The following is a 26,127-nucleotide window of genomic DNA, read 5'->3' on the forward strand; positions in this document are numbered from 1 at the left end:
TAAGCCAATAAAATGTTCTTTGAAACAGGTAAATGCAATCATTATTTGATTCAAGGTATCTGACGCCTTAACGGCGTCCTGATACCACCCTCTGAATTTCAGAATGTCTGTGGTGTCAGGACGTTGAAAACGTCAGACACCTCTAAGGACGAACCTGAAAACAATAATTAATTTTATAAACCTGCGGAGTGTATACTTCGCAGGTTTTTTATTGTGAACCCGGGCAGCCCACTCTTTTTTGTTTTTTGAAAGATGAAATGCCGGATGTGCGTTTGTACCAATCCACATACGGTCGAATGGTAAATGTGAGTTGCACAAAATAATAGCCATCTTTATTCTTTTCATTTCCACGGAGTGCACCTGCTGCTGGATAAGGACCCGTACCACGGTACGCCATTTGTACAGCGGTAGCACCACGGGCATTGAGTAATTGTGCCTGGTCAACATAATTGGTGCTTACATCGTCTATATAATCCGTAAAAGTTCTTCTGTATCCTAATTCCAAACCAATACGCATATCTTCATTCAATGCATACTCGGCACCAATACCAAATGGTATTGTCAGCACGGTTCGCTTGTAATCGTCTTTGCCGGCAATAAAGCCTTGCCCTTCTGTACTCAGCGGTTGTAAAAATGTTTTATTGTTGTTATTATCAAACGCATAAGGTTTGAAATTGAAAAATGCAACTCCGGCAAAGGCATAAGGCGTCCACCACTGATCGTTCAGGCTGAAGATATTGTATTGCATGCTCAGCTCCAGTTCTTTGATGCGGCTTTCAAAACTCAGGTTACGTTGTTGCAGTGAAGTGTTTTTGTTCTCTGCATCGGCTGCTTTTATAGTACCATAGCTGATAAATCCTCTGGCTGTTAAGTGTTCACTCAGATCATAACGGGCACCAATGCTGCCCACCATTTTAGCCTGGTTGAAGGTAAAGCGACGTTCCTGCAAATCGCCCTGGTAATTGGCCAGGCCAAAGCGGAAACCGATATGAGTGTTTTGAGCATTGGTATCTGGATAAACCAACAGGCTTAAAATACAGTACAGCAGTGTACGCAATGAAGGACGCATGAAGTGAAGTTTATGCTTGAAAAACGATAAATCCATCAAATTCGTATAAATCCTATGCCGTACACCCCCTTAAAAAGCGGGTCGCCATAAATTCGCTCAGGCAAGTTTATTCTGTTTATCTTTGAAAGGTGAAACGATTTCAAAAACTGAGCATCGTATGTTTACTGTTGTTATATGCAGCCGTATATACGCCGGTTTCTGAATTGTTTAAACTCCCGGTGCTCATTACACATTTTGCAGAACACCGAAATGAAGATCAAAACATTTCTTTCCTCCGTTTTTTACAACTCCACTATTTTAACGGCAATCCTAAAGATGCAGATTATGACCGGGACATGCAGTTACCTTTTAAGAATGGAGAATATACATTGGTTTCTTTTTCTGCCATCTTTATTCCTGTAATGGAGAAAGCAGTGCCTGATGTTCCGGTGCAACTCTTACAAACAAAAATGATCAATCGGTCAGATAATTTTGTCAGCCCCGTTTATCTTTCTAATATCTGGCAACCTCCCCGCCTGAGTTAAGTATTTTCTTTTTTTGAAAGGAGTGATGATGCCATCATTCCGGATTACTTATACTTAAACTTCATTCATGCTGAATAAGATTATAGAGTTCTCTATTAAGAACAAACTCATCATGCTGTTACTGGTATTGTTCTGGGTGGCATGGGGTGCTTATCAAACCACAAAGCTCCCGATTGATGCGGTGCCCGATATCACCAATAACCAGGTGCAGGTAATAACAGTTACTCCGGCGCTGGGCGCACCTGATGTAGAACGACTCATTACCTTTCCCATTGAGCAGGCCTGCAGTAATATTCCGGGTGTTATTGAAATGCGGAGTTTCTCCCGTTTCGGGTTATCGCTTGTTACGATTGTATTTAATGATGCAACCAATGTGTATTGGGCCAGGCAACAGATAACTGAACGATTGCAACAGGTACAATCAATTATTCCACCCGGCGTAGGTGTTCCTTCATTGGCGCCTGTAACTACCGGCTTAGGCGAAATTTATCAGTACGTGGTTCGTGCTAAAAAAGGGTATGAAGGAAAATATGATGCCCGTGAATTAAGAACCATACAGGACTGGATTGTACGCCGTCAGTTACTCGGTACACCCGGTGTAGCAGATGTAAGTAGTTTCGGCGGTTTACTCAAGCAATATGAAATTGCAGTAAAGCCCAATGAACTGAAAGCCTATAACATCACCATTGCCGATGTATTTGCTGCTATTGAAAAAAGTAATGAAAATACCGGTGGCGCTTATATTGAAAAAGGACCCACTGTACTGTATATACGAAGCGAAGGACTGGTAAAAAATATAGCCGACATTGAGAATATCGTTATCAAAAAAACAGTCAATGGTATTCCGGTGCTGGTTCGCAACGTAGCCGAAGTAAAAATCGGGGATGCCATCCGTTACGGTGCTATGTGCTATAATGATAAAGGAGAAGTGGCAGGAGCAATTGTAATGATGTTGAAAGGGGAGAACTCCAATACCGTAATCAAGCGTGTGAAACAACGCATTGTACAGATCCAGAAAACACTGCCTGAAGGTGTGGTGATTGAACCGTTCCTGGATCGTACTAAAATGGTTAACAATGCAATCGGTACCGTGGAGCGTAACCTTATGGAAGGTGCACTTATTGTTGTTTTTGTACTGGTACTTTTTCTTGGAAACCTGCGTGCAGGTTTGGTAGTAGCCAGTGTTATTCCGTTGTCTATGTTATTTGCCATCAGTATGATGAACCTGTTTGGCGTAAGTGGTAACCTCATGAGTTTGGGTGCTCTTGATTTTGGATTGATTGTAGATGGTGCTGTGATTATTGTAGAAACCGTTATGCATCGGCTCACACACTCCAAACATTTCAGCCACATCAATAAGTTGTCGCAGGGGGAGATGGATAAAGAAGTAAAAGAGTCAGCTTCCAAAATGATGAACTCAGCGGTATTTGGTCAAATCATTATTCTCATAGTATATCTTCCGATTTTATCGCTGGAAGGTATTGAAGGAAAAATGTTCAAGCCCATGGCGCAAACTGTTTCCTTTGCCATTTTAGGAGCTTTTATATTATCACTCACTTATGTGCCTATGATGAGTGCATTTTTCCTCAGCAAAAAAATCACGCATCGGCCTACGTTTACTGATAAGATGATGAACCTGCTGGAGCGCTGGTACCAGTATTGGCTGGAACGCATTCTAAGGTTTCCTAAAACAGTGATTGCTGCTGCTGTTAGTTTGTTTGTACTGGCGGTTTTTATATTAATGACGCTGGGTGGTGAGTTTATACCCAAACTGGAAGAAGGTGATTTTGCAGTGGATACAAGAGTGCTCACCGGAAGTAATCTCAACACAACGATCAAATCAACACAGGAGGCGGCGCATGTATTACTCAGCAAATTTCCCGAGGTGGAAAAAGTTGTAACCAAAATAGGCAGTGGTGAAATTCCTACAGACCCGATGCCCATTGAAGCAAGTGATATGATGGTGATTCTGAAAGATAAAAAAGAATGGACCTCTGCTAAATCATTTGATGAGTTAGCCGAAAAGATGGGTACTGAACTGAGTACCATTCCCGGCATTACAACAGGATTTCAGTTTCCGGTGCAAATGCGTTTTAATGAACTGATGACAGGTGCAAGGCAGGATGTAGTATGTAAAATTTTTGGTGATGACCTGGACTCGTTGGCATTGTATGCAGCAAGATTGGGTGAGATCATCCACACAGTGAATGGCGCTAAAGATCTCTATGTTGAAACGGTAAATGGTATGCCGCAGATCATGATCAACTTTAACCGGCCTGCCATTGCACAATTCGGTTTAACGGTGAATGAAATCAATCATGTAATCAATACCGCATTTGCGGGAAGGAGTACAGGAATTGTTTTTGAAGGAGAAAAAAGATTTGACCTGGTAGTACGTTTGGCAGGTGATGCAAGAAAGAATATAGAAGATGTTCGTAACCTGCTCATTCCTGTGCCTAATGGCACGCAAATACCCTTGTACCAGGTAGCGTCTATTGAAGAAAAAGAAGGCCCTAACCAGATACAAAGAGAAGAAGCTCGCCGCAGAATTGTAGTTGGATTTAATGTACGTGGCCGTGATGTACAATCAGTAGTGAATGAAGTACAGCAGAAAGTGGATAACCAGATCCGCTTTCCAGCCGGTTATTATGTTACGTATGGTGGTGCTTTTAAAAACTTAGAAGAAGCAAAGGTTCGTTTAAGCATTGCTGTACCGGTAGCCTTGTTGTTGATTTTACTGATGCTGTACTTTGCATTTAAATCCGTAAAGTATGGTTTGCTGATTTATTCTGCTATTCCTCTGTCGGCTATCGGTGGAGTATTTTCATTGTGGAGCCGTGGAATGCCATTCAGTATTTCAGCAGGCGTTGGTTTTATTGCATTGTTTGGTGTAGCCGTGCTCAACGGTATTGTATTGATTGCTGAATTTATCCGCTTGAAACAGGAAGGATGGACAGATACAAGACGTATTGTAATACAGGGTACTAAAATTCGCTTACGACCTGTTTTAATGACGGCTGCTGTAGCTTCACTCGGATTTTTGCCAATGGCATTAAGCCAGGGAGCAGGTGCTGAAGTGCAACGTCCTTTAGCTACAGTCGTCATCGGCGGGTTAATTACTTCCACACTGCTCACACTTTTTGTATTGCCGGTGTTGTACATTCTTTTTGAAAAAGGGTATAAAAAATCAAAGATGAAAACTCCAACTGTTTTGCTGTTCTTGTTTGTCGCCGGCAGCTCAGCTGTTAATGCGCAATCGTTAACATTACAACAGGCTATTGACACAGCACTGGCACAGAATCTTCAATTAAAAGCCGCACAGCTTAATACCGGTTATTACCGGCAGTTATCCCGTGCATCAACTGATTTCAGTACTACTGCAGTTACAACTCAGTACGGACAGATGAACAGTATCAATAACGATACCTGGATTGGTGTAACACAAAATTTTTCGTTACCACAGGTGTATCGAGCACAACGGGAACACTGGAAACAACAGGCAGGCGTAAGTGCATCAGAAGAAGTTGTCAGAAAAAATGAGCTGAAACTGCAGGTAAAAGAATTGTACTACGGGCTACTTATTACTGCAGAAAAAAAGCAATGGCTCTTACAGGCTGATAGTTTGTATGCAGAATTTGTAAAACGGGCAAGGCAACGGTTACAGGCAGGCGAAACCAATGTACTGGAGTTGAATACGGCTTTGAATCATCAAACACAGCTCCGCAATCAAATGCTTTTACTGCAACAGGAATATGAACGTTTGCAACAGGAACTGCAATTGCTTTTAAATGCTACTATTCCTGTGGTGCCTGTTCCGGGTGCTGTAGTATATCCATTTCAGCTAACAACTGCTGATGCAGCAGCACATCCCTTACTCCAATGGCGGGAGCAACAACTGGCATTGGCAAAACAGCAGGTTCAGTTGGAGAGAACAAAACTGAGTCCGGCTTTCAGCATTGGGTATAATAATATTTCATTGATCGGGTTTCAAAAGATCGGCACTAATGAAGTTTATTTTGGAGGAAGCAGGCGGTTCTCTTCTGCCTTGCTGGGCATGAATATTCCTTTGTTCAGTAAACCGGTACAAACAAAAATCAAAGCCGCCGGTATCCAGGTACAGCAGCAACAGGTGTTGAGAGATGCCATGCAGCAACAACTGCTCTTGCGAAGAAAACAGGCGGTTAATGAATACCTTAAGTTGCAGGAAGTAGTTGCTAATTACAATGGATTACTCACCGGCAGTAATGAACTAATGATTAAGGCTGCCAATCTGCAGCTGCAGAAAGGTGAAATTAATTTTCTTGAATGGACATTGCTTATTAATAATCTGTACCAGTTACGCTTACAGTACCTGGATGCAGTACGCATGCTTAATAGTGCAGCTTTTGTTATTGAAAGTTTATAAAGTTGTTGATACAATGTGGCCAAAAACAATAAAAAAGAAACAAATGAAACAGGTTTTATATATGCTTTTTGTTACAGTAATGTTATCCTGTAACAACAATAAAAATGAAGCCCCCGTTGCTGGAAGTGACAGTACAGCTGTTGTGGAGTTAACTGCTGAGCAGATAAAAAAAGCAGGAATTGTAACTGATACGCTTACTTACAGAACGATGCACAGTCGCCTGCAGGTAAATGGTATGGTAGATGTACCACCGCAGAGTATGATCTCGGTAAGTTTTCCGTTAGGTGGTTATCTCAAAGCTACCAAACTGCTGCCGGGATTGCGTATCAGGAAAGGAGAAGTGTTGGCGGTGCTGGAAGATCCGCAGTTTATACAATTGCAACAGGATTACCTCATGGCAAAAGCAAAACTTCAGTTTGCGGAAGCTGATTATCAACGGCAGAAAGAATTAAACAGCACACAGGCATCGAGCGAAAAAGCATTGCAGATGGCTAAGAGTGAGTATGAAAGTAATAAAGTGTTGGTAAAAGCGCTGGCACAAAAACTATTGCTTATCAATATTCAGCCGGAAACATTAACGGAAAATAATATCAGCCGGCAGGTGAATGTGTATTCGCCCATCAATGGTTTTGTAAGTAAGGTCAATGTTAACATCGGAAAGTATGTTAGCCCTACGGATGTGCTGTTTGAATTGGTAGATCCTTCCGATATTCATTTGAATCTTACCGTGTTTGAAAAAGATGCTGCTTTGCTGGCTATCGGTCAAAAAGTTACAGCTTACAGTAACGACAAGCCCGATGAAAAACATGCAGCTGATATATTTCTCATCAGTCGTAATGTAAATGAAGACCGTGCAGTTACAGTACATTGTCATTTCGATCAATATGATCCCTTACTGCTGCCTGGAATGTATATGAATGCGGTGATTGATGTGAATAATAAAAATGCAACCGCCTTACCTGATGCAGCGATTGTAAGATGGCAGGATAAATTTTATGTGTTTGGTACAACAGGTGCATTGAAGTTTGAAATGATTCCTGTAACAACAGGTGTTTCGGCAGATGGTTTTACAGAAGTCAATTTTTCACCGGACGTAAGAACCGAAGGACTACGTTGGGTTACCGTTAACGCCTATACTCTATTGATGAAGTTAAAGAACAGTGGGGAGGAAGAGTAAGGGTAATTATCGGGATATTTTATTTAGGGAGAACATTTGCTTCTCCCTTTTATTCTCTGCTGGCTTGCACTTTAAATTGATAGGGATCCATTCAGGTTTAGTATTAATGAATACTTAGAGTTAAGGATTTTAATTGAATTTTAATACCAGCTTAATTCCTGTTTTAGTACTGCCTTATATTCTTGCAATAATAAAGAGAATACATGCAGAAACTGTTTCACAGGATATTGGTGCCGGTTGATTTTTCATTCCGTTCTATTAAGGCGGCTGAAAAAGCAGTAGCTACAGCTGCAGCCTATCATTGCAGCGTTACATTATTACATGTAGTAGCCAGGCATCCGTTTGCAACTGTTGCTCTTTCTGAAGGCCATATGCATGTTCCCTATGATCTTATTGATAACCGGCAGGAGCTCGAATTTCAATTAGCTAAACTGGTAGATAAGGCTGTACAAAAAGCTCCATCACCTGTTTCTGTTTCAACAAGTATTGTATGGGGTCAATGGGATGATGCTGTTATTGAATACGTGCAGAATCATAGTATTGATTGTGTCATGGTTGGTCAGCGGTCGAGATTTAAGCGAAAGCGTCATATGTTGCTGAATCCTGATAAGATTGCTGATGCAACAAATGTTCCGGTTATTACGTTGCCGGTCAATAAAAAGATGATTGGGATCAAATCAATCGTAATACCGGTAACTGATTTTTTCCCGATACGTAAACTCTTGTATGGGTTGTATATCGCTACTCAGAATGACGCTGCCATTGAACTGCTTGCTGTTGAGCAGGAGCAGAACAGTGAAGTAACAGATTACTATTTAAAGAAGTCGGCAGATTGGCTGTTGCAGCATGGAGGTACAGTAAAAGTAACCAGGGTGCAGCACAATAACATTTCAGCAGCTGTTACAGATTTTGCCAATGAGCACGGTACCGATTTACTCATTTTAAATCCGGGTTTGCAAACTACCCTGCCGGGATGGTGGTCTTCATTATTGGGAAATATAATTCAGAAATATTCTTTGCCGCCGGTTATGACGGTAACATCTGTATAAATAATAGAAAACGTTTCAAATAAAATGGTTCTCTTACAGCTAAAAAAAAGGACTGCATTCTTGCAGTCCTTTTTTGTAGCCTCGACAGGAATCGAACCTGTATCTGGAGCTTCGGAAACTCTTATACTATCCATTGTACTACGAGGCCTGTTAATTTGAAAATGGATCAATTTGAAGATTTGAAAATGGTGGCTTTACTGATTTTCAAATTACTTAATCAACCCTCCCACATTACTGCCGAATATTTTTACGGCAATGGCCAGCAAAACTACGCCAAAAAACTTACGTACAGCAATCAATCCTGCAGGACCTAAAACTTTTTCAATACGGTTAAGTGAACGTAGTACCACATAAACAATTAATAAGTTTAAAAGAATGGCCAATAAAATCATCCATTCATTTTTGTCACTTCGTTCAAAGGTAGCTTTGAGCGACATGATAGTTGTAAGCGTTCCCGAACCTGCAATCAAAGGAAAAGCAATAGGAACCACCGTGCCTGCTCTTGGATTATTATCAGCTTTAAAAAATTCAATACCCAGCACCATTTCCAGGCCCAGTATAAAAATCACAATAGAACCTGCAACGGCAAATGATTTTACATCCACACCCAGTAAATTGAGAAATGGTTTGCCGAGGAAGAAAAACAGAACCATCAGAAAACCGGAAATCATCGTTGCTCTTGCTGCATGAATACCGCCCAGCTTTTCTTTTAAGGAAATGAGCATCGGCACAGAGCCGATAATATCAATCACCGCAAAAAGTGTAAACGTTACTGTGAGCAGTTCTTTCAGATCCCAGGTCATAGTAAAGGGTTTGCGCAAAGATATACGGGAAACTTTATGCCGGTATTAAATCGCAATAGAAGAAGCCTGTGTCATAAGGCAACGGGTTATTACTGAAGCATTCATCATCATCTGCTGTAGGTGTATAACTGCGGCGGACTGTTTCACCTTTTGTAAATGCGATGGGCTGTTGTAAGATCGGTCCTTTAAAAACAAAGCTGTGAAATTCGCCATACTCACCACAGGGATCAACTGTTGCCGGCAGATCGTTCATGAATTGTTCGTCAATGATGCGTCCGGCAAACGAAGCTGGAAGATGTTTTTCATTCACACATACCAATATGGTTTCATATCCCAGTTCCAGGAATTCGTTGAGTAAGGTTTTGCTGTTTTCTTTCCACAGGGGAAAGTGTGCCGTAAAGCCTGCCTGTTTTAATTGTTCTTCACGATAGGTTCTTAAATCTTCAAGAAAGATATCTCCGAAAACAGCATGCTCAATCTGTTCTTCTTTTAATTCCTGCAAAGCTTTTTGCATCACTTCATTATAAGCTTGCATCGTAGCATGTTCCGGCAAATAAATTTTTTTGAGCGGAATGCCAATGGAAGCAGCCTGTTGTTCCAGTAATACTTCCCGAACGCCGTGCATGCTGATGCGTTGGTATTGCTCACTCAGTGTTGTAAGCAGGCATTTGATCTCCAACTTTTTTTCTGCGAGCACACGGTGCAGTGCTAATGTGGAATCTTTTCCGCCGCTCCAGTTAAATACTGCCGGTATCATGATAATTTTATTAAGAAGCCGGATGTTTTACATCCGGCTCTATGATTGATTAAAAACGAAAAGAAGCACTCAGCACCAAACCTCTGCGGCGGGTGTTGTACCCGGCAATATCCATATACTCCTCGTTAAAAATATTATTGAGCTGAAGTTGTAACAATACCTGTTGATGCACTTGCCAGTTGGCAGCTAAGTTCACCAATGTATAATCGTTTAATGCATTTCTTCCTAACGCACCATAAGGCCCCAGTTTACTGTCGTAAAATACATCCTCTCTGCCACCCACATAACGAAGATCGGCTGTGAGTTGCAAAGCAGCAACAGGTTTATAGGTGAGTGACAGATTAGCGGTAGAAGGACGGCGTACCAGTTTTTGTACGTTCACATCTTTATTCAGAAAACTTCCGTTGCTGTATAACTGTACATGATTGCGTTTTGTTTTGTTTATGTCAATATCAGCAGTGCTGTAATCCAGTTCTCCTTTCATGAGACTGCCGTTACCGGAGATGGTTATCTTTTTGGAAAGTACTGCATTGAAGCTGAGTTCAGCGCCCAGCACCGTATTCGTACCGATGTTTAAATACGTATCGCCATACGCATCTGCAAAACCCAGATTGCTTACCGGGGTATTTCCATTCCACAAATACACATATTCAATGGCATTCTTCACTCTTGTGCGGTATCCGCTGAGCGTAACAAATACTTTTTTAGTGGGTGTGAATTTCACGCCCAACTCAGTAGATAATGATTGTTCCGGCTTCAAACTTTCATTACCCCTTGTAATACCTGAATTAAAATCCTTGTTAGGTGCAAAGAGTTGATAAAGGGAAGGTGCATTGAAGGCGCTGGTAACAGCACCATACAATAATACTTTATCAGCAAAGCGAAACGAAGGAGTAACTTCAAAAGTGGTGTAATTGCCAAACAGGCTATGATCATTCAATCTTCCTCCTGCTGCAATCGAAAGTAGATTTTTGCCCAAAACTTTCTTCCACTCTGTGTGTAGATAAACAAATTTCGTATTGGAGTTAACGGAGTCAATTTTTCCATTACTTGTAAAACTGAAGAACGGTGATTTGTAAAACACAAATGTTTCCAACGTCATCTGTTCTTTTACAATACCGGCACCACCGGTGAGGTTCCAGCTTTTATTGTTCCAGTTGTATTGCAGTTCATTGTTCCAGTTGCGGCCGCTGTATTTGCCGGAAGTAAATGTATAATCACTCATGCCGTTACGGAAGGTAGAATCATCACGGTCTCTGCGGAACATATTAGAGTATCCCCCGATAAACTTCAATGAGGAATGCGTGTTGAATGTATATTGACCACCATAGGTAATCAGATCTCTTTTGATGCGGATGGTACGGTTGTCATCATCCATATAAGCGCCGTCATCAATATCACTTTGCTGAAAATTGTTGCGGTAAGAAACATACGCATCTGCTTTTTTATTTCTGAAACCAAGTTTACCGGCCATATCTGTTTTATAAAAAGCATCACGTTCATTCAGCTTGAGTGCAGCATTACGGTTGGTGTCAACAATAGCGTTAAGTCCGTTTACACGGGTGTCCAGCACTTCAGCATTGGCATAAAAGCCGCTTTTATCTGTATAGTTCAGGAAGGCCTGGTTGGTAAACTCACCCGTATTTTTTCCAAATGTTCCGTAACGGCTGGAGATATTTCCGTTAAAACCTTTTTTGCCGTTTTGTTTGGTAATGATATTGATAACACCACCAATAGCTGATGAACCGTAAAGTGTGCTGTGAGAGCCTCTTACAATTTCAATACGCTCAATGTTTGCCAATGATAGTTCTGAAAAGTCAAGTACATTATCCGGTGATGTGGCATCAGAAATTTTAATACCGTCAATTAATACCAGTGTTTGATTACTGTTAGCACCCCGCATGCCAATGGTTTGTAAAGAACCGGGTGTTTGTAGAGCGCCGGGAATAAATATTCCTTCACTGCGGCTTAACAGATCGCCTAAATTTTGATAAGGCAGTTTTTGAATGTCAGCAGCACTGAAAACAGTAACACTGCGTGGTGCTTCTTTTACTTTCTTTTCTGTGCGTGTGGCTGTAATCACCACTTCATTTAATTGTTTGACGGTGGTGTCTTCTGTGAGCGTGGCTTTTTTGTTTTGTGCCTGTGTGTAACTGCTGATGCATACTGCAGCAGCCGCCAAAAACATGTTCTTTTTCATTTCTTGAAAAATGGTTTAAAGTGACTGCTTCCGAAAAAAAGATAGAAATGTTACGTTCCTTTTATCCCCCTCCTTCGGAGGGGTTAGGGGAGGCCCCATCTCAAGCCTTTCACCCGAAAGCTGAATGATTGTTACTGCAACCGGCAGGTCTTCTGGCTTTCCCGCCTTTTAAACTTCCTTCCCGTTTTGCATGGCAATACAGTGGATGCAGTTGTTTAAAAGTTTGCCCACGGAGGGGCGGGATTACAGCTACGGGGATAGCGCCGGATTTGCACCGGACTTCCCTTTTAATTCCGAAGGTTCGGAAACCAGCTACGGCTGCAAATGTAGGGTTTGACGTTTCAAACAACTGTTTTTCTTTTTCACAAAGTTTTTCACAGCATCGTACACGAAAACGGTACGATCATCGTTTTCAATGATTGAACTCCACATTATTCGCATCACTCCAACAACTGTTTAGCGGGAATTTATTCATCAACATGTAAATTCTTTTCATGAACAGATTTGTTGTAGTTATTACAGCCGTATTTTTATTTTGTACTGTTGCAGTGCATGCTCAAAACAAAGCCTCCCGCTACGAAGCCGGTATTGCCATTGGTGGTTTTGTTTACCAGGGTGATCTTACACCCAACCGTTTGGGTTCTTTTCCTACTATGCGGCCCGGTGTTTTGTTGCACGGTACCCGTAAGCTCAATAACAATTATGCAGTAAGACTTTTATTTTCCGTGGCTTCTTTACGGGGTGATGATGCTAAGTTCAATACGCCTGCTTTCAGGCAGTTCCGCAATTTTAATTTCCGTTCACCTTTGATTGAGTTATCACCGCAGTTGATGTGGAGCCCATCGGGCTGGAGTGAGCAGGGGCCACGCATTACACCTTATGTTTTTGGCGGTGCCGCACTCAGCTATCTCAACATACGAAGGGATGCAAGTGGTTTTGATGCTTCTAAATTCGGACTGGAAGAAAACCTGCCCCAACGGATTGCTGAGGATCTGCAAAACCGAACACCAAGGTTATTGCCTTCTATTCCTGCGGGTGCAGGGTTGCGTTATGCTGTTTCACCTTCATTGGTTGTTAATGGTGAACTCAATTACCGTTTCACTTTTAGCGACTATGTTGATGGGTTCAGCGTTGCGGCCAATCCAAAACAAAAAGATGCGTACTACAGTTTATCGATAGGGATTATCTATCGTTTCGGAAAAAAGAACAGTTGGGATTGTCCGCCGGTGCGTAATTAATGCTTCTTTTTTGTTTGAAAGAACAGGCTGATACCTGCTGTAAAATTTCTCCCCGCCGCTATATTGAAAAAGCGGTTGGCTGCTGCGTTGATATCATTGCCCAGTGAATAGGTTTCATCAAATACATTATCAGCACCTGCAAAAATATCCAGCGTGGTTTTTACAAAACGATGCCTGTAACCCATGCGGATATTGCATAAATAATACTCAGCTGCTACAAACGTATTGGCATCATTTAATTGTACAGGGCTTACATAGTTCAGCGTAAAGTTGGCATAAAACCCTTTGTGCACATCAGCATCTATACCCAATACCCAGTTGTGTTTGGCTGCTCCGGGTAATTTCTTGCCGGAGAAATCATTGGTAAGCTGCTTAAAATCTTTATACTTAAAATCATTGTAGGTATAACTCGTCCATACCGTTACCTTTTTCAGCAGTTTATAATTCAACAACGCTTCTATTCCTTTTTGATTCGTACTTCCAGCGTTGATGAAAAAATCAGCGCCACCCTGATCACGACGTTGCACAATGGCATTGTTTAACTGAAAGTAAAAGGCGTTCACATCAGCAAACAATTTACCCTTCCATAAATTCATACGTGTGCCGAGTTCATAGTTCCATCCTTCTTCTGCATTTAATCCTGTGGTAATAACGCCGGTAGAAGGGAGTACTTCAGCAGAAGTAGGAGGAGAGAAACCTTTTGCAACAGAAACATAAACTGAAACATCTTTATGCAGCTTTCTCAGCACAGCCAGGCGTGGTGCCAGTTCATTATCATACGTGCGGCTTTGCGGACTTAACGGAAACTTATTGAGCCTTGTGATTTTGATTTTATTTTGATTGATGCTGGCACCAAGTGTAATGGTCCATTGATCATTCGGTTGATAATCGGTTTGCACAAACGCACTCCATATATTGGTATTCACTTCATCTTCTGTTTGCAAACTATCACTCACACCGCTGCGGTTACGGTAAACCCTGATGTTATACCAGCCTGTTTGTAATTCAGCACCGGCTACTATTTTCAAAGCACCTTGCTTCAACGTTGGTGTGAATGAAAAAACAGTTCTTCCCCCGAGGTGCGGTTCCAGTCTGCGTTCATAGTTGCGTACCGTCGGGTTGTTGAATTGTGAAAACGCACCGTATAGTGAGGTAGTGTTTTTAAAACCGGAACTGATTTCAAAATCATGACTCACACCGGTTAAAAAACTTTTTTGATTCACACCTGCATGGGCTTCGCTGCTGGCGGGTGTAGCACCTACTCTTGGTCTTGCCTGTTTGGGATTGGCGGCAAACTCGGCCGGTGTTAATCCGCCCGGTGTTTGATAACGCAGATCACCATACAATAAAAAGGTTCTGATCTTTTGCTTTTGATTCAGTTCAAAAGCTCCATCCCATGTAAACACGGAGCGGTCGAGTTTTGTCCAGTTACGGTAGCCATCACTATGCAGTTTGGTAAAACCAATGGTTTGTTGATTTTTATGTTCGCCGATGCGTGCATACACATTGATGTTTTGCAAGCCAAAACTACCAAGGCTGTAATCAATACCTGCACCTGGTGGTTGATGATTGAGATGAGTACGTAATAAAACAGCACCACCACTACCGGCGCCATACAAACTGCCACCCGGACCTTTTAATACTTCCAGCGATTGAATATTAAAAAAAGAAAGCAGGTTGAGGTATGTAGAACCGCCGGGTTCAGTAAATGGAATATCATTGAGATATACTTTTACATTGCGTACTCCAAAAGGAGATCGGAGTGAACTGCCACGGATATTGAAGCGGTAACTGCCGGGGCTTCGTTCTTCCATACGCACACCGGGTTGTGTGTTTACTGCAGTTACAATTGAAGTATTGTTGAAACGCAGCAGTTGTTTTTGATGGATGCTGCTGATGGCAGCAGGCACATCTAACAATTTCCTTTTTTGTTCCAATGCCTGAATCACCACTTCACCTAATTCCCTGGAAGTAGAATCAGTTGTTTCCTGTGCATGTGAACTGAGGGGAACAATAACAGTTGCAATAAGGGTTAGTAATTGGTTCTTCATGATGAACAAATGTAAAAAGAAACCACGGGGGTTCATATACTTATCTTTTGATTGGGTATGCTCCTGCAAAATCCCGGTGTTTTACTGATAACCAAAGAACAATTATCTTCAACGCATATATCGGCTTATGCAAACAAACAGTAAACTCAATCTTTTTTCTTTTACCATGATTGTGGTGGGGTTGGTGATTGGTATGGGTATTTTCCGTACGGCTGCCACCAGTGCCAAAGATGCCATTGCTCCCTCTGTTTATTTCAGTGCGTGGATCATTGGGGGATTGGTTGCTTTGTGCGGTGCTTTAACCTATGCCGAAATCGGGAGCCGTTTTCCTGTAACCGGTGGTTATTACAAAGTGTTTGCACAGGCCTATCATCCCAGTATTGCATTTGCCATTAATTGTTTGATCCTGGTGAGTAATGCAGCCAGTCTCAGTGGTGTGGCTTTAATTGGCAGCGGTTATATTCTCAAGCTTATTCCCGGTGAATGGACGGATATTCATAAGGCATTGCTCAGTTGCGGTGCTATCATCATCTTTTATCTTATTAACCTGCGTGGGTTAAAGATGAGTTCTACTGCCCAGAATATTTTAATGACCATCAAGATTCTCATGATCATTGTATTGATTGCAGCTTTATTTTTTCCTGATAAATATGCGATGGTGGCTGCACCGGCTGCTGATGTTCCGCCACTGCCTTCATCATCTGCAATGGACTGGATTAAAAGTTTAGGCGTGAGTTTGATTGCCGTTTCTTTTACTTATGGCGGTTATCAGCAAACCATCAACTTCGGGCAGGAAGTAAAGCAACCCAATAAAAATATTCCGAGAGGAATTTTCATCGGCATCGCCATTATCATCATTCTGTACCTGCTGGTGAACCTGAGTTATTATAAGATCATCGGCTTTGAACAGATGAAAGGCGAACGTGAAATTGCCTATGTAGTGATGGATAAAATATTCGGCTCAACAGGTGCCACGGTTTTCTCCGCCTTTTTGTTTTTAGGCGTATTGGCTTATGTAAACGGTTTGCTCATGAGTAACCCAAGGGTGATGTTTGCCATGGGTGATGATGGAGGTTTGCCCAAAGTATTTGCCAAAACCAACAGCAACGGTGTACTTACCTTTTCATTAACCGTATTTGCTGCCGTGTGCATGGTGATTTTGTTTTTTGCCCAGCAGTTTGAAAAAATCCTCACTTTTTCCATCTTCCTGGATTGTTTTGGGATGATTCTGAGCAGTGCCACCATCTTTTGGTTTCGACGTAAAACCAAACACCTGGAAGGAACTGGTATTTATAAAATGAAATTTTTCCCCTGGATACCGCTTGTATTTATGAGTGCTTATGTATTTGTGGGTACCAGTATCTTTCTTTCAGACCCATCTGCAGCGTTAACGGGTCTTGGCTTACTGGCTGCTTTTGTAGTCATTTATTTCCTTTCCCATCGTTTTAAAACAAGGTAGCCCTGTAACATTCTTTTCAGAACAGCTACCAATGCGGTATTGCCGGCTGTTAAAGCCCGGGAGTTCTGTCACCCGTTTGTCAAAAAAAGATATATTCGCTTCCTTAATCAATCTATTTTTGCTTACAGGATATAACCGTTAAAAGAATCACCGGATTTTTACTAACCTCAAAGGTCATTTTAATGCGTTATACTTTGTGACCGTAAAACAATTATAAATAACACATGAAAAAAACGAAACTGCTGATTTTACTGTTGATCAGTTCTTCCGCTCTTCTTCAGCAGGTTACAGCACAGGAAAAATGGGATTTGCGCCGATGTGTAGACTATGCCTGGGAACATAATATTTCCATCCGGCAATCCGATGTACAGGCCCGTATTGCCAAGCTTACTTATGAGCAGAGTAAGATGAGCCGTTATCCCAACGCTAATTTCACCAATTCCACCGGTACTAACTTTGGCCGTGCAGTGGATCCCACTACCAACCTCTTTGTGAGTTCTACGCTTTTGTTCCAGCAATACAACCTCAATGTAAATGCTCTTATTTACAATTTTGGCAATGTAAAAAACCAGGTACTGTTCAACAAAGTATTAGCAGATGCCGCTCAGAAAGATGTTGAAATTAACAAGAATGATATTGGTCTTACAGTCGCCACAACTTACCTGCAGGTATTACTCGCTAAAGAACAGGCCCGTATTGCTTATGCTACCATTGAACTTACACGTGCCCGGTTAACAGATACACGCAAACGTGTAGATGCAGGTGCTTTACCGGAACTGAATGCGTTGGAACTGGAAACACAACTGGCCAGGGACAGTGCCAATTATATCAACGCTTTTACAACGGCTGAGCAAAACCTGCTCAATTTAAAAGCAACACTTAACCTGGATGCTGCCACTCCTTTTGATATTGCCGAACCGCCGGTGGAAATGATCCCGGTTGATAATATTGCTGATCTGTTGCCGGAAAATGTATACCAGATGGCATTGCAGAGTCAGCCGCAGGTAAAAGCCAATGATTTCAGGATTGAAGCCTTACGTTACAATCTCAAATCAGCCAAAGCAGCACTTTATCCCAGCATTAATATGTTTGGCGGATTGGGTACCAACTTTGCCAACCCCAGCATAAAAGTAAACGGCGTCAATTTTCTCGGTTTTGTACCTACCCAGCAGGTTGTGGTAGTAAACGGGGTGAATCAACCGGTGCTGGAACCCAATATTGAAATCATCCGTGGTAAAAAAGGATTTGGCGAAATGTGGACCGGATGGGGCAATCAACTGGATCAGAACTTCCGCCAGAACATCGGTATTCAGATCAGTGTTCCTATTTTCAATGGCGGTCAGGCACGTACTAACTACAAACGACTTGAACTTAACATGAAAGGTGCTGAGTTTACCCGTGACCAGGCGCTGGTAACATTAAAAAACAATATCTATCTCGCCTATGTTACGGCACGCAACGCCATGGAGCGTTACAATGCCAGCAAACGTACACTGGAGATAACGGAGAAAACTTTCAACCTGGCACAGAAGCGTTATGATGCCGGTTTGATGACCACCATTGATTACATTACCAATCAAAACAATCTCATAAGAGCACGCTTTCAGAAACTGGCTGATCAGTATGATTATGTCTTCCGTATGAAAGTGCTGGAGTTTTACAAAGGACAGGGTTTAAGGCTCTGAGTTCTTCAATCAATCAAAAACAACAATCTAAATAACTGAGTTTTATGAACAAGAAATTATGGTGGATCATTGGCGGGGTACTGGTGTTGATCGTTGCACTGGTGGCGCTTAAAAAATCCGGTGTACTGGGTAAAGAAGAAGGCGTGAAAGTAGCTGTTGAAAAAATCATCAAACGTACCATTGTTGAAACAGTGAGTGCCAGCGGCAAAGTATATCCTGAAGATGAGCGTAAAGTAAGCAGTGATGTGAGCGGAGAAATTACCGACCTCTTTGTACAGGAAGGCGACAGTGTACGTAAAGGGCAGGTGCTGGCCCGTGTGTTTGCAGATGTATTAACCAGCAACCGTGACCGCAGTGCCTCCGTGGTAAACCAGCAGGAAGCACAGGTGGGTAATATTGAAGCAAGTATTGCTTCTTTTGAAGCAAGACTCAACCAGGCCAAACTGGCTTACGACCGTCAGAAAAAATTATTTGATGATAAAGTAATTTCAAGAGCAGAGTTTGAGCAGGCAGAAAGTCAATACCTCACTGCCAAAGCTGATTTGAGTGCTGCCCGTCAGAATGTAAAAGGTACCAAGGCAGCGGTACAAAGTGCAAGAGCTGATTTGAATGCGGCCAATAAAAACCTCAGCCGTACCAGCATCATTTCGCCCATGGATGGTATTGTATCCTTGCTTGCTGTAAAGAAAGGGGAAAGAGTAGCCGGTAACCAGTTCAGCCTCGGTACAGAAATGATGCGTATTGCTGACCTGAGCAAGATTGAAGTAAGAGTAGATGTTGGTGAGAATGATATTCCTAAAATTCATATCGGCGACAGTGCCACTATTGAAGTGGATGCTTATAACGACCGCAAGTTTAAAGGTGTGGTAACACAGATTTCCAGCAGCAGCACTTCGGCCCAAACGGTGGCTGCCGCTACTACCAGTGATGTTACTAATTATAAAGTGTACATCCGTATTGATCCTGCTTCTTATGTTGATTTGATTGATCCCGCCAAGCCCCGCAGTTTTCCATTTCGCCCGGGTATGAGCGCCAGTGCCGATATTATGACCAAGCATCATGAAAATGTATTGGCCATTCCTATTCTTGCCATCACCACCCGTGATAAGAATGAAAAAGCAGCAGGTGCCAAGGCTAAAGAAGAAGCGGACAAAAAGAAAGCACAGGGGATTGAAACCAGTACCAATAACGCTGTGTTGAGTGAAGAGATGGAAGAAGTAGTGTTTATCATTGGTGCTGATGGAAAAGTGAAAAAAGTTCCGGTACGTACAGATATCCAGGATAACGAATACATTGAAGTGCTCAGTGGTGTAAAAGAAGGCGACCAGGTGGTGAGTGCTCCTTACAATACCATCAGTAAACTTTTGAAAGATGGTATGAAAGTGCTCATTGTACCAAAAGAAAAAGTGTACGACACAAAATAATCATTCAATCCCTCCGCACCACGGAGGGATTTTTTTTGCCGTAGTTGGTCGTCTTGCCATTGTTGGTCACCTTGCCGTAGTTGGTCGCCTGACCAACAACACTCACTTTCTTGCGCAGGTCTCCGGACCTGTGCATATCCGTTACTTTTATTCCGTTGTTTTATCGCTTTTGCCGTTGTTGGTCGCCTTTTCCCGTTGTTGGTCGCCTGACCAACGACAGCATAGCCATCACATCATCCTTGTGACTTCACTTTTTTTATTATCAGTTCTTTTACTGCAGTATAATCATCACCAAGGTCAGAGGGGTTGATCAAAAGATCTCCCACACCTTCTGTTTGCATATTATGAAACCGTTGTGCAAACTCTATGAACTTTCTGAACAACGGCGTGAACTGTGCTGCATTATAGTCATGCGGATATTTGAGTTTAATTCCTAATGCCGGTACTGAACTGGCGACCCTGTTACGGCCAGACAGGATGCCGGTTTCACGAACCTCTTCTACATCTTCCCACAAAATCCAGCCGGTGCTGATGCCTGCCGGTTCATACCAGAATCCTTTTTCTGTAGCTGTAAACAAGGGAGGTGTTGCTTTTACAAGACGAACAACGATTGTAATTAAAAAAAAGTGAACGATGCTGTAAAACAAACCAAAGGCAATAAGCTGTACGGATGTTATACTTTTCAAATCATCTTCATGCCAGATGATTGTTGGTTTAAAAAGCAGCAGGTTGGCAGCTACTGCAAAGCCCAATGTTATTAGCAGCAATACCAGGTAAACGGCTTTCACATTGCGTTTTTCAATCTTCATCAATACAACTGCTTTGGCCGCAACATGCTCCTGCTGTTGTTGAAATGATTTTTGTGTGAAGAACTGAAGTGCTAAGCCGGCCACAACAAAAATTGCAATCAGCAATACAGCTATCCATAATACGGTATCGATGATTTCAAAAACGGAATAAATGCGTTTATCATTGCGGTAACCGGCATCAGCAAACCGGAAAATAAAATCAATCAATAATAACGCCGCCATGGGGTAGGTTATCCATTGGAGTTTTCTTACAATTCGTTTTTGCTGCTCATTCATACCATACAGTTTAATCTGCAACTTAAGGAATACTCAGTATCATCCTTTTTTATAATTTTTCCTCGGACCGGTTATAATAATTGAATCCTTGTTTTATCGCTTTTGCCGTAGTTGGTCGCCTGACCAACAACACTTGCAAGTCCCTTTTCTTGCGCAGGTCTCCCGACCTGTGCATCTCCGTTACTTTTATTCCGTTGTTTTATTGCTTGGAGTCCTCGCCAACCGAAATGATGTCAGCATAAAACCCGTTGATGGTACTACCAGCCAATAAGAAAAGATTCCTTTCAAATAGTTCATTTTTTGTTGAAATCCCTACCTTCATATGGTCTTATACAAACCGGCAACCCACTGCCTCACAGATCGTTTTTCCAGGTGGCCGGTAAACGTTCAGTTTCAGCATCAATAGTAGTATTCAGTTTCGTAGTTATTTCAGTTAAGGATCGTTAGCGTCAGTAGTTATTAATTGGTTCACACATTAAAACAACGGCACAATGAAGCTCTCTGAATTTATCCTGTTAAGCGAAGCAGAAAAGCAACAGGCAGCACTCCACCTCGGCGTACTCGTTGCCAAACGTAAACTGCAGAACGGCATTCTCTTCCTATTCCGGCTGGAAGATTATTATGTAGAAATGAGTTGCAATACGGTCAACCGCCGGGTAACACAGTACCAGGTATTTACCGGCAGCACACTGCTGGAGCCGTATTTAAGCCAGATTTCTATCAGCCGTTTATTACCGTAAAACGGTACCCTCTTTTTGAGCTTAACTGCCTTAAGCAGCGGTACTTACGCCTGCTCTGAGCCATGTTTGTGTTGTTGTATCAAACACAAACATGCGGTAATGCAATGGTGACAGCAGAGATAATTACAGCTCTTACCAAAAGAAATGGTATCTTGCACCCGTAAATTTGAGTCTCGCATCAGTAATCGTTAATTATCCTGCTCAGCAATCTGCATCTTAGTTAGTTTCTTACTTCTTGCCTCTCAAGCATTTTTCATTTTATTAATTATTTAGACATGAACATTTATGTTTCCAATCTGAGCTTCAACGTACAGGATGAAGACTTAAGAGAATTTTTTACACCTTATGGTGAAGTAACATCTGCAAAAATCATTACAGACAGGGAAAGCGGCCGCTCACGTGGTTTCGGTTTCGTTGAAATGAGTGATGATGCTGCTTCTAAAAAAGCAATTGCTGAACTGGATGGCGCTACCGTAGAAGGTCGCACCATTAAGGTAACAGAAGCAAAACCCAAGGAAGACCGCCCGGCCCGCAGCAACAGCGGCTATAACAACAGCGGCAGCTACAACAAAAACAGGTATTAATCTTATACATGCCTCTTTTTACAAAGCCTCACCCATTGGTGAGGCTTTGTTGTTTACCATTGCTCAGCAAATGAGGTATAGCAGTTTGATGAAAATAGCTGTCTTCCCGCCTGCCCCGATTTTTTCGGGGAGCTTAGGAGGGAACCGCCGGTAATGAAATTTCGTGTACTTGTTGATTGGTCAGGCTACCAACAACGGCGTAGCTTGCAAGATCGGGTGTAGTTTTTACATTATTCTACAATAAGTTTTTGTTGCTCCACTATAAAATCAAATGAAAGTTCTTCTAATTTTTTTCCATTTACAACCGCATCCCAGGCACCGTGCCCTCTGTTTAAAAGTGTATATAGTTTATAAGCAGCACCTGTTGATGTGTAGATATTCTGTAATTCAATGGCATTCGTATATGCTACAGTAGAATCTGCAGTGCCGTGTGCAATCATAATGGGGGCATCTGTACGGTCAAAACGTTGATACCCATAAACATTATTGATGGATGTAACGCCTACACCACTGCCCCAGAAATCCAATATTGTTTTAACGGTATAATTATTACTGCTCAGATTGGTAGTTGCCAGGGAAGGATCGTTACTTAAAGAAAGTTCGGTAGTAAAATCTGTTGTAGTTGTTATTCCCAGCGTGGTAGCAATAACTGCGCCGGCTGAACCTCCTCCCACTGTAATGTAACCGGTGTCTATATCATATCTGTCAGCATTTGTTATAAGCCACCTCATGGCAGCCTTAGCATCTCTGTGCGCAGGATACATGGCAATGAATTGAGCCTGGTCAACAAGCGGTACGCTGCTTTGTGCGTATTGAATCCATGCTGCGGGCACAGTACCTCTGTCACTCAATAACCGGTAGTTGATAGAAAAAGCTACCCATCCTCTTGCAGCAAAGTAATTGGCAAGATTTACAATGTTCACATCACTTTTATCCCCGCCCACAAATCCTCCTCCATGAATGAATACAATGGCAGGTTTCTTTTTCGAATTATTGGCAGGTTTATAAACGTCTAATTTCAAATCCATCGTGGAATAAGAAGCGCTGTTTAAGGTTTGATGCCTGAGCCCCTGGCAATAATTAACATTTTGCTCTGTCACCACAGCATAGGTTGCTGCTGCTTTAACTGACATTGGATTAGAAACAGTTGCGTCTGTAGTTTTATCTTTTTTGCAGGAACTTACAGCAGTAAGCAACAGTAATAATTGAATCAGCAGTTTCATAGTTGATTGATTAAAAAGCTGAGACCTGCAGTATCACAAAAGGTTTAATCAATTGCTGCCTGCATTCCTGAACTTGTTGCTTTGTTTTGCTGCATAAACGAATCCTGAATGAAAATATTTTAATGCCCTTGTTGGTGATAAAACGCAACGGGGCACTTTTCTTTTATTCATCTATGGCTTTTTCCCATAACTCAGCAAATGATGTATCGTAGTTTGATGAAAAAAGCCTCCCTACTTTAGGTGAAAACTGCCGGGAATGAATTATCGTGTACTTGTTGATGGGTCAGGCGACCAACAACGGCGTTGCTATAAATTGCATGTTGAGTGTTCTGCATATTTTTCGTCAACTATGTTGTTTATCATGGCAGGTTTTGCAAATAGATACAAGCCATTCTATTGGTTCTCTGCCAATATTATACTTTGCATATTTAGTGTGATGAACTTGTGTCGCTTTACCGCCACAGTAAACACAACGCCAATTGTCTCGTTTCAAAACTAAGTATCGTTTTCTTTTCCATGCTTCGGACTTCAAATAATCATTACGATAATAGTCACGTCTTTGTTTTCGTCTGTGCTCAAATACAAACTGTTTGAAAGCAAATATTGCAATTGCAATAAGTATTAAAAGCAATTCTTCCATACTCCGCCTTTTGATTTTGGCAGTTAGTTAATAACAACAGAAGGATCGGTTTTGTCAATTCCCGTTCTGTTCTTGTATTGATATGTGCCAATTTGCCTCGTTTTATCGGTTGGTGCCCTCGCCAACCAAAATTAAGTTATGGTAAAATTGGTTGGTGGGGACACCAATCAGTAAGAAAACCTTTTGTTAGCGGCTGTTAAGGTCTGTTCAATGCCTCTTCAACTAATATTTCACTAGAACGGTTCATTAATGCTTCGTCACTGTCCCTAAATAAATTGTAATATAAATCTAATATTAGAGGACTTTTGCTTCTATGTTCAAAGATTTCGTCCTGTAAACGCCGTGAGTTTGCTTTTAATAAATCATCTGAATATTTATTTTCCAATGCGTCATCCCAAATTTGCCTTGAATAACTTACAAGCTCGTTTAACCTGTTGGCTGCATCTAAATTGTCATTGCATTGTTTTATACAAAACTGAAAGAAGGGAACTAATCCACCGGCGATTAAAGTGATTTCAATTAATGATAAATTAGAAATATATCCAGCAATCATCATAATTACGAAAACAATTAAGCTGGCATACTTAAGGAAAGACGAATATCTTTCTCTGAGTTTTGAATCCCACCAACAATTAGTTCTTTGACAAAGAACTCGAGCAATTTTGATTGGCAGTTGTGAGACTTTGGGAGAATACCAATCTTTGATTTTCTCTACATTGGTAGCTATTTTTATGTGAGCGTTATAATACAGCAGTACTTCTTCAACTGTAATATCGTCAACCGTCTTTAAAGGCGATTTTGGCAGGTGTAAAATATCACAGTCGAATAACTCTTGAATTTTTGCAGCCTTAGTTTTCCGTTTTTTTATTACCGGTTCTATGAGTGAAATATCAATTAAGAATGATGCTACACCAAAAATTGCTGCAATAACTGCGAAGTCATTGAACATAAAGGCAAGTCCGGCTAGTATTACTGGAACAATCACCGTAAGAATAATTTGAAATCCATGCCATTTTTTAGCAGACGAATATAATTCTCGCTGTGCAGCAAGTCTTTCTAGTTGCTTCTGACTGTTTTGTTCTGTTGAAATTTGGTTCATCGACTTGGAAATTCATTGTTATAGAAAAGTTTCCACCAGTAGAATGCATCGTCAACATTTGACTCCCTTTTTTCAACAGCTTTTTCAGCTCTTGTATATCCGGTTTTTACTTTTGACAAGGCATCTTCTCTTTTCGCCTCAGTTGAGCATGCTTTAACATATCCGGAAATACCCATGGGGTCTTGAATGCTAGGTAAATCATTGTCATAAAGGATTTTCATAACTCTTTTTACATCTATGTCATAAACGATTGAAGATTCTCCCTCCGCATATTTTGTAGTTCTAAGTTCAAGGTAGAATGAACTAATTGGAACATTATTATAAAATTTCCAAGCTTTAATCAATCGAATTAATGGTTTTAGCTTACCTCCCAATCTATCATTTTCTCTGTTTACATATGAATTATGTGCACCCGGGCTTGACTGCATCCAGCCTCCGTCACTATTTGGTATGTCATAAGAATATTTGTCTCCTACCGGAGTAGAGACAAGCCCATTTCTCGTTGCAGGTGTAACTTCTAATGTTTCCGAGGCATAACTACCAAATGGTATTCTAACTGCTGGACTTCTGACTTCAATTTCTTTAGTTTTCCAAAACGTATTTTGTAACGCTTCCTTTACTTTCCTAAGTGTATATCCTGAGTCAGTCCAAAATTCAGATGAAGGACAAACGGCAAAATAATCTGTATCGCTATGATGTCGTACCCCTGTTCCATTTCCAAAAGAACCTGTTTCGAAAAAATTTGAGCATTTGAAATTATTTACCATACAACTGTTAACCGAATCTTTATGAGATTTGGCTTTGTCATGTTCAGATGAGAGAGGAACGAGCCATGATAAAAAGGTATCGAAACCCTGATCTAAAGTTCTTGCCATAAGCTTAAGTTTTGTCAGATAAAAGATTTAGCAATTTAAC

The 26,127-nt window shown here is 41.4% G+C and carries 20 protein-coding genes, 1 tRNA gene and 1 riboswitch; of the genes, 10 read left to right on the forward strand and 11 right to left on the reverse strand.

Going from position 1 to position 26,127, the window contains the following annotated elements; translation table 11 throughout:
• Positions 1-208 precede the first annotated feature (208 nt).
• Positions 209-1,069 (reverse strand): DUF6089 family protein, encoded by an 861-nt coding sequence (locus tag PDL71_RS03970; protein WP_407525652.1) that lies wholly within the window; start codon positions 1,067-1,069, stop codon positions 209-211.
• Positions 1,070-1,197: 128 nt separating this feature from the next.
• Here PDL71_RS03970 and PDL71_RS03975 point away from each other — a divergent pair, with 128 nt between their 5' ends.
• The 4 genes from PDL71_RS03975 (at position 1,198) to PDL71_RS03990 (ending at position 8,224) form a co-directional block, all read left to right on the forward strand.
• Positions 1,198-1,593 carry a hypothetical protein gene (locus tag PDL71_RS03975; protein WP_407525655.1) on the forward strand — a complete coding sequence of 132 codons (396 nt, stop codon included), beginning with the start codon at positions 1,198-1,200 and terminating at the stop codon, positions 1,591-1,593.
• A 67-nt stretch (positions 1,594-1,660) separates the two neighbouring features.
• Positions 1,661-5,998 carry a CusA/CzcA family heavy metal efflux RND transporter gene (locus PDL71_RS03980; protein WP_407525658.1) on the forward strand — a complete coding sequence of 1,446 codons (4,338 nt, stop codon included), beginning with the start codon at positions 1,661-1,663 and terminating at the stop codon, positions 5,996-5,998.
• Positions 5,999-6,041: 43 nt separating this feature from the next.
• Complete coding sequence (locus PDL71_RS03985; RefSeq protein WP_407525661.1) at positions 6,042-7,175, forward strand: efflux RND transporter periplasmic adaptor subunit; 1,134 nt, start codon at positions 6,042-6,044, stop codon at positions 7,173-7,175.
• Between the two features lie 203 nt (positions 7,176-7,378).
• Positions 7,379-8,224 carry a universal stress protein gene (locus tag PDL71_RS03990; RefSeq protein WP_407525664.1) on the forward strand — a complete coding sequence of 282 codons (846 nt, stop codon included), beginning with the start codon at positions 7,379-7,381 and terminating at the stop codon, positions 8,222-8,224.
• A 76-nt stretch (positions 8,225-8,300) separates the two neighbouring features.
• Here PDL71_RS03990 and PDL71_RS03995 read toward each other — a convergent pair.
• From PDL71_RS03995 to PDL71_RS04010, 4 genes are all read right to left on the reverse strand, one after another.
• Positions 8,301-8,372, reverse strand: a tRNA-Arg gene (locus tag PDL71_RS03995).
• Between the two features lie 61 nt (positions 8,373-8,433).
• Positions 8,434-9,027, reverse strand: coding sequence for a MarC family protein (locus PDL71_RS04000; protein WP_407525667.1), 594 nt, complete (start codon positions 9,025-9,027; stop codon positions 8,434-8,436).
• A 34-nt stretch (positions 9,028-9,061) separates the two neighbouring features.
• Positions 9,062-9,784 (reverse strand): diphthine--ammonia ligase, encoded by a 723-nt coding sequence (locus tag PDL71_RS04005; protein ID WP_407525670.1) that lies wholly within the window; start codon positions 9,782-9,784, stop codon positions 9,062-9,064.
• 49 nt (positions 9,785-9,833) lie between these two features.
• Positions 9,834-11,984: a TonB-dependent receptor plug domain-containing protein gene (locus PDL71_RS04010; protein WP_407525673.1), complete on the reverse strand. Its 2,151-nt coding sequence runs from the start codon at positions 11,982-11,984 to the stop codon at positions 9,834-9,836.
• A 124-nt stretch (positions 11,985-12,108) separates the two neighbouring features.
• Positions 12,109-12,312: riboswitch (cobalamin riboswitch) on the reverse strand.
• A gap of 166 nt (positions 12,313-12,478) precedes the next feature.
• Here PDL71_RS04010 and PDL71_RS04015 point away from each other — a divergent pair.
• On the forward strand, positions 12,479-13,222 hold the full coding sequence (locus PDL71_RS04015) for a DUF6089 family protein (protein ID WP_407525676.1): 744 nt from the start codon (positions 12,479-12,481) through the stop codon (positions 13,220-13,222).
• Here the strand turns inward: PDL71_RS04015 and PDL71_RS04020 are convergent.
• Positions 13,219-15,342 (reverse strand): TonB-dependent receptor family protein, encoded by a 2,124-nt coding sequence (locus PDL71_RS04020; protein WP_407525678.1) that lies wholly within the window; start codon positions 15,340-15,342, stop codon positions 13,219-13,221. The genes PDL71_RS04015 and PDL71_RS04020 overlap by 4 nt on opposite strands.
• Positions 15,343-15,400: 58 nt before the next feature.
• Here PDL71_RS04020 and PDL71_RS04025 point away from each other — a divergent pair, with 58 nt between their 5' ends.
• The 3 genes from PDL71_RS04025 (at position 15,401) to PDL71_RS04035 (ending at position 19,841) form a co-directional block, all read left to right on the forward strand.
• Positions 15,401-16,732: an APC family permease gene (locus PDL71_RS04025; RefSeq protein ID WP_407525681.1), complete on the forward strand. Its 1,332-nt coding sequence runs from the start codon at positions 15,401-15,403 to the stop codon at positions 16,730-16,732.
• Positions 16,733-16,956: 224 nt separating this feature from the next.
• Positions 16,957-18,417, forward strand: coding sequence for a TolC family protein (locus PDL71_RS04030; protein WP_407525683.1), 1,461 nt, complete (start codon positions 16,957-16,959; stop codon positions 18,415-18,417).
• Positions 18,418-18,461: 44 nt separating this feature from the next.
• Positions 18,462-19,841 (forward strand): efflux RND transporter periplasmic adaptor subunit, encoded by a 1,380-nt coding sequence (locus tag PDL71_RS04035; protein ID WP_407525686.1) that lies wholly within the window; start codon positions 18,462-18,464, stop codon positions 19,839-19,841.
• A 233-nt stretch (positions 19,842-20,074) separates the two neighbouring features.
• On the opposite strand, the gene PDL71_RS04040 is transcribed toward PDL71_RS04035, so the two are convergent.
• The gene (locus PDL71_RS04040; RefSeq protein ID WP_407525689.1) at positions 20,075-20,926 is read right to left on the reverse strand and encodes a hypothetical protein; all 852 of its coding nucleotides are present in this window, start codon (positions 20,924-20,926) and stop codon (positions 20,075-20,077) included.
• Positions 20,927-21,417: 491 nt separating this feature from the next.
• On the opposite strand from PDL71_RS04040, the gene PDL71_RS04045 reads away from it, so the two are divergent.
• Positions 21,418-21,666, forward strand: a complete 249-nt coding sequence (locus tag PDL71_RS04045) for a hypothetical protein (RefSeq protein WP_407525691.1) — start codon at positions 21,418-21,420, stop codon at positions 21,664-21,666.
• A gap of 275 nt (positions 21,667-21,941) precedes the next feature.
• Positions 21,942-22,250: an RNA recognition motif domain-containing protein gene (locus PDL71_RS04050; protein WP_407525694.1), complete on the forward strand. Its 309-nt coding sequence runs from the start codon at positions 21,942-21,944 to the stop codon at positions 22,248-22,250.
• A gap of 230 nt (positions 22,251-22,480) precedes the next feature.
• Here the strand turns inward: PDL71_RS04050 and PDL71_RS04055 are convergent, their stop codons facing one another.
• From PDL71_RS04055 to PDL71_RS04070, 4 genes are all read right to left on the reverse strand, one after another.
• The gene (locus tag PDL71_RS04055; RefSeq protein WP_407525697.1) at positions 22,481-23,473 is read right to left on the reverse strand and encodes a carboxylesterase family protein; all 993 of its coding nucleotides are present in this window, start codon (positions 23,471-23,473) and stop codon (positions 22,481-22,483) included.
• Between the two features lie 343 nt (positions 23,474-23,816).
• Positions 23,817-24,113 carry an HNH endonuclease gene (locus tag PDL71_RS04060; protein WP_407525700.1) on the reverse strand — a complete coding sequence of 99 codons (297 nt, stop codon included), beginning with the start codon at positions 24,111-24,113 and terminating at the stop codon, positions 23,817-23,819.
• Positions 24,114-24,309: 196 nt separating this feature from the next.
• On the reverse strand, positions 24,310-25,212 hold the full coding sequence (locus PDL71_RS04065; RefSeq protein ID WP_407525703.1) for an S-4TM family putative pore-forming effector: 903 nt from the start codon (positions 25,210-25,212) through the stop codon (positions 24,310-24,312).
• Positions 25,209-26,087, reverse strand: coding sequence for an SMODS domain-containing nucleotidyltransferase (locus tag PDL71_RS04070; protein ID WP_407525706.1), 879 nt, complete (start codon positions 26,085-26,087; stop codon positions 25,209-25,211). Before PDL71_RS04070 ends, PDL71_RS04065 begins: the two co-directional genes overlap by 4 nt.
• Between the last annotated feature and the right edge of the window lie 40 nt (positions 26,088-26,127).

This window comes from Lacibacter sp. MH-610 (assembly GCF_045780045.1).
Classification (GTDB): Bacteria; Bacteroidota; Bacteroidia; order Chitinophagales; family Chitinophagaceae; genus Lacibacter.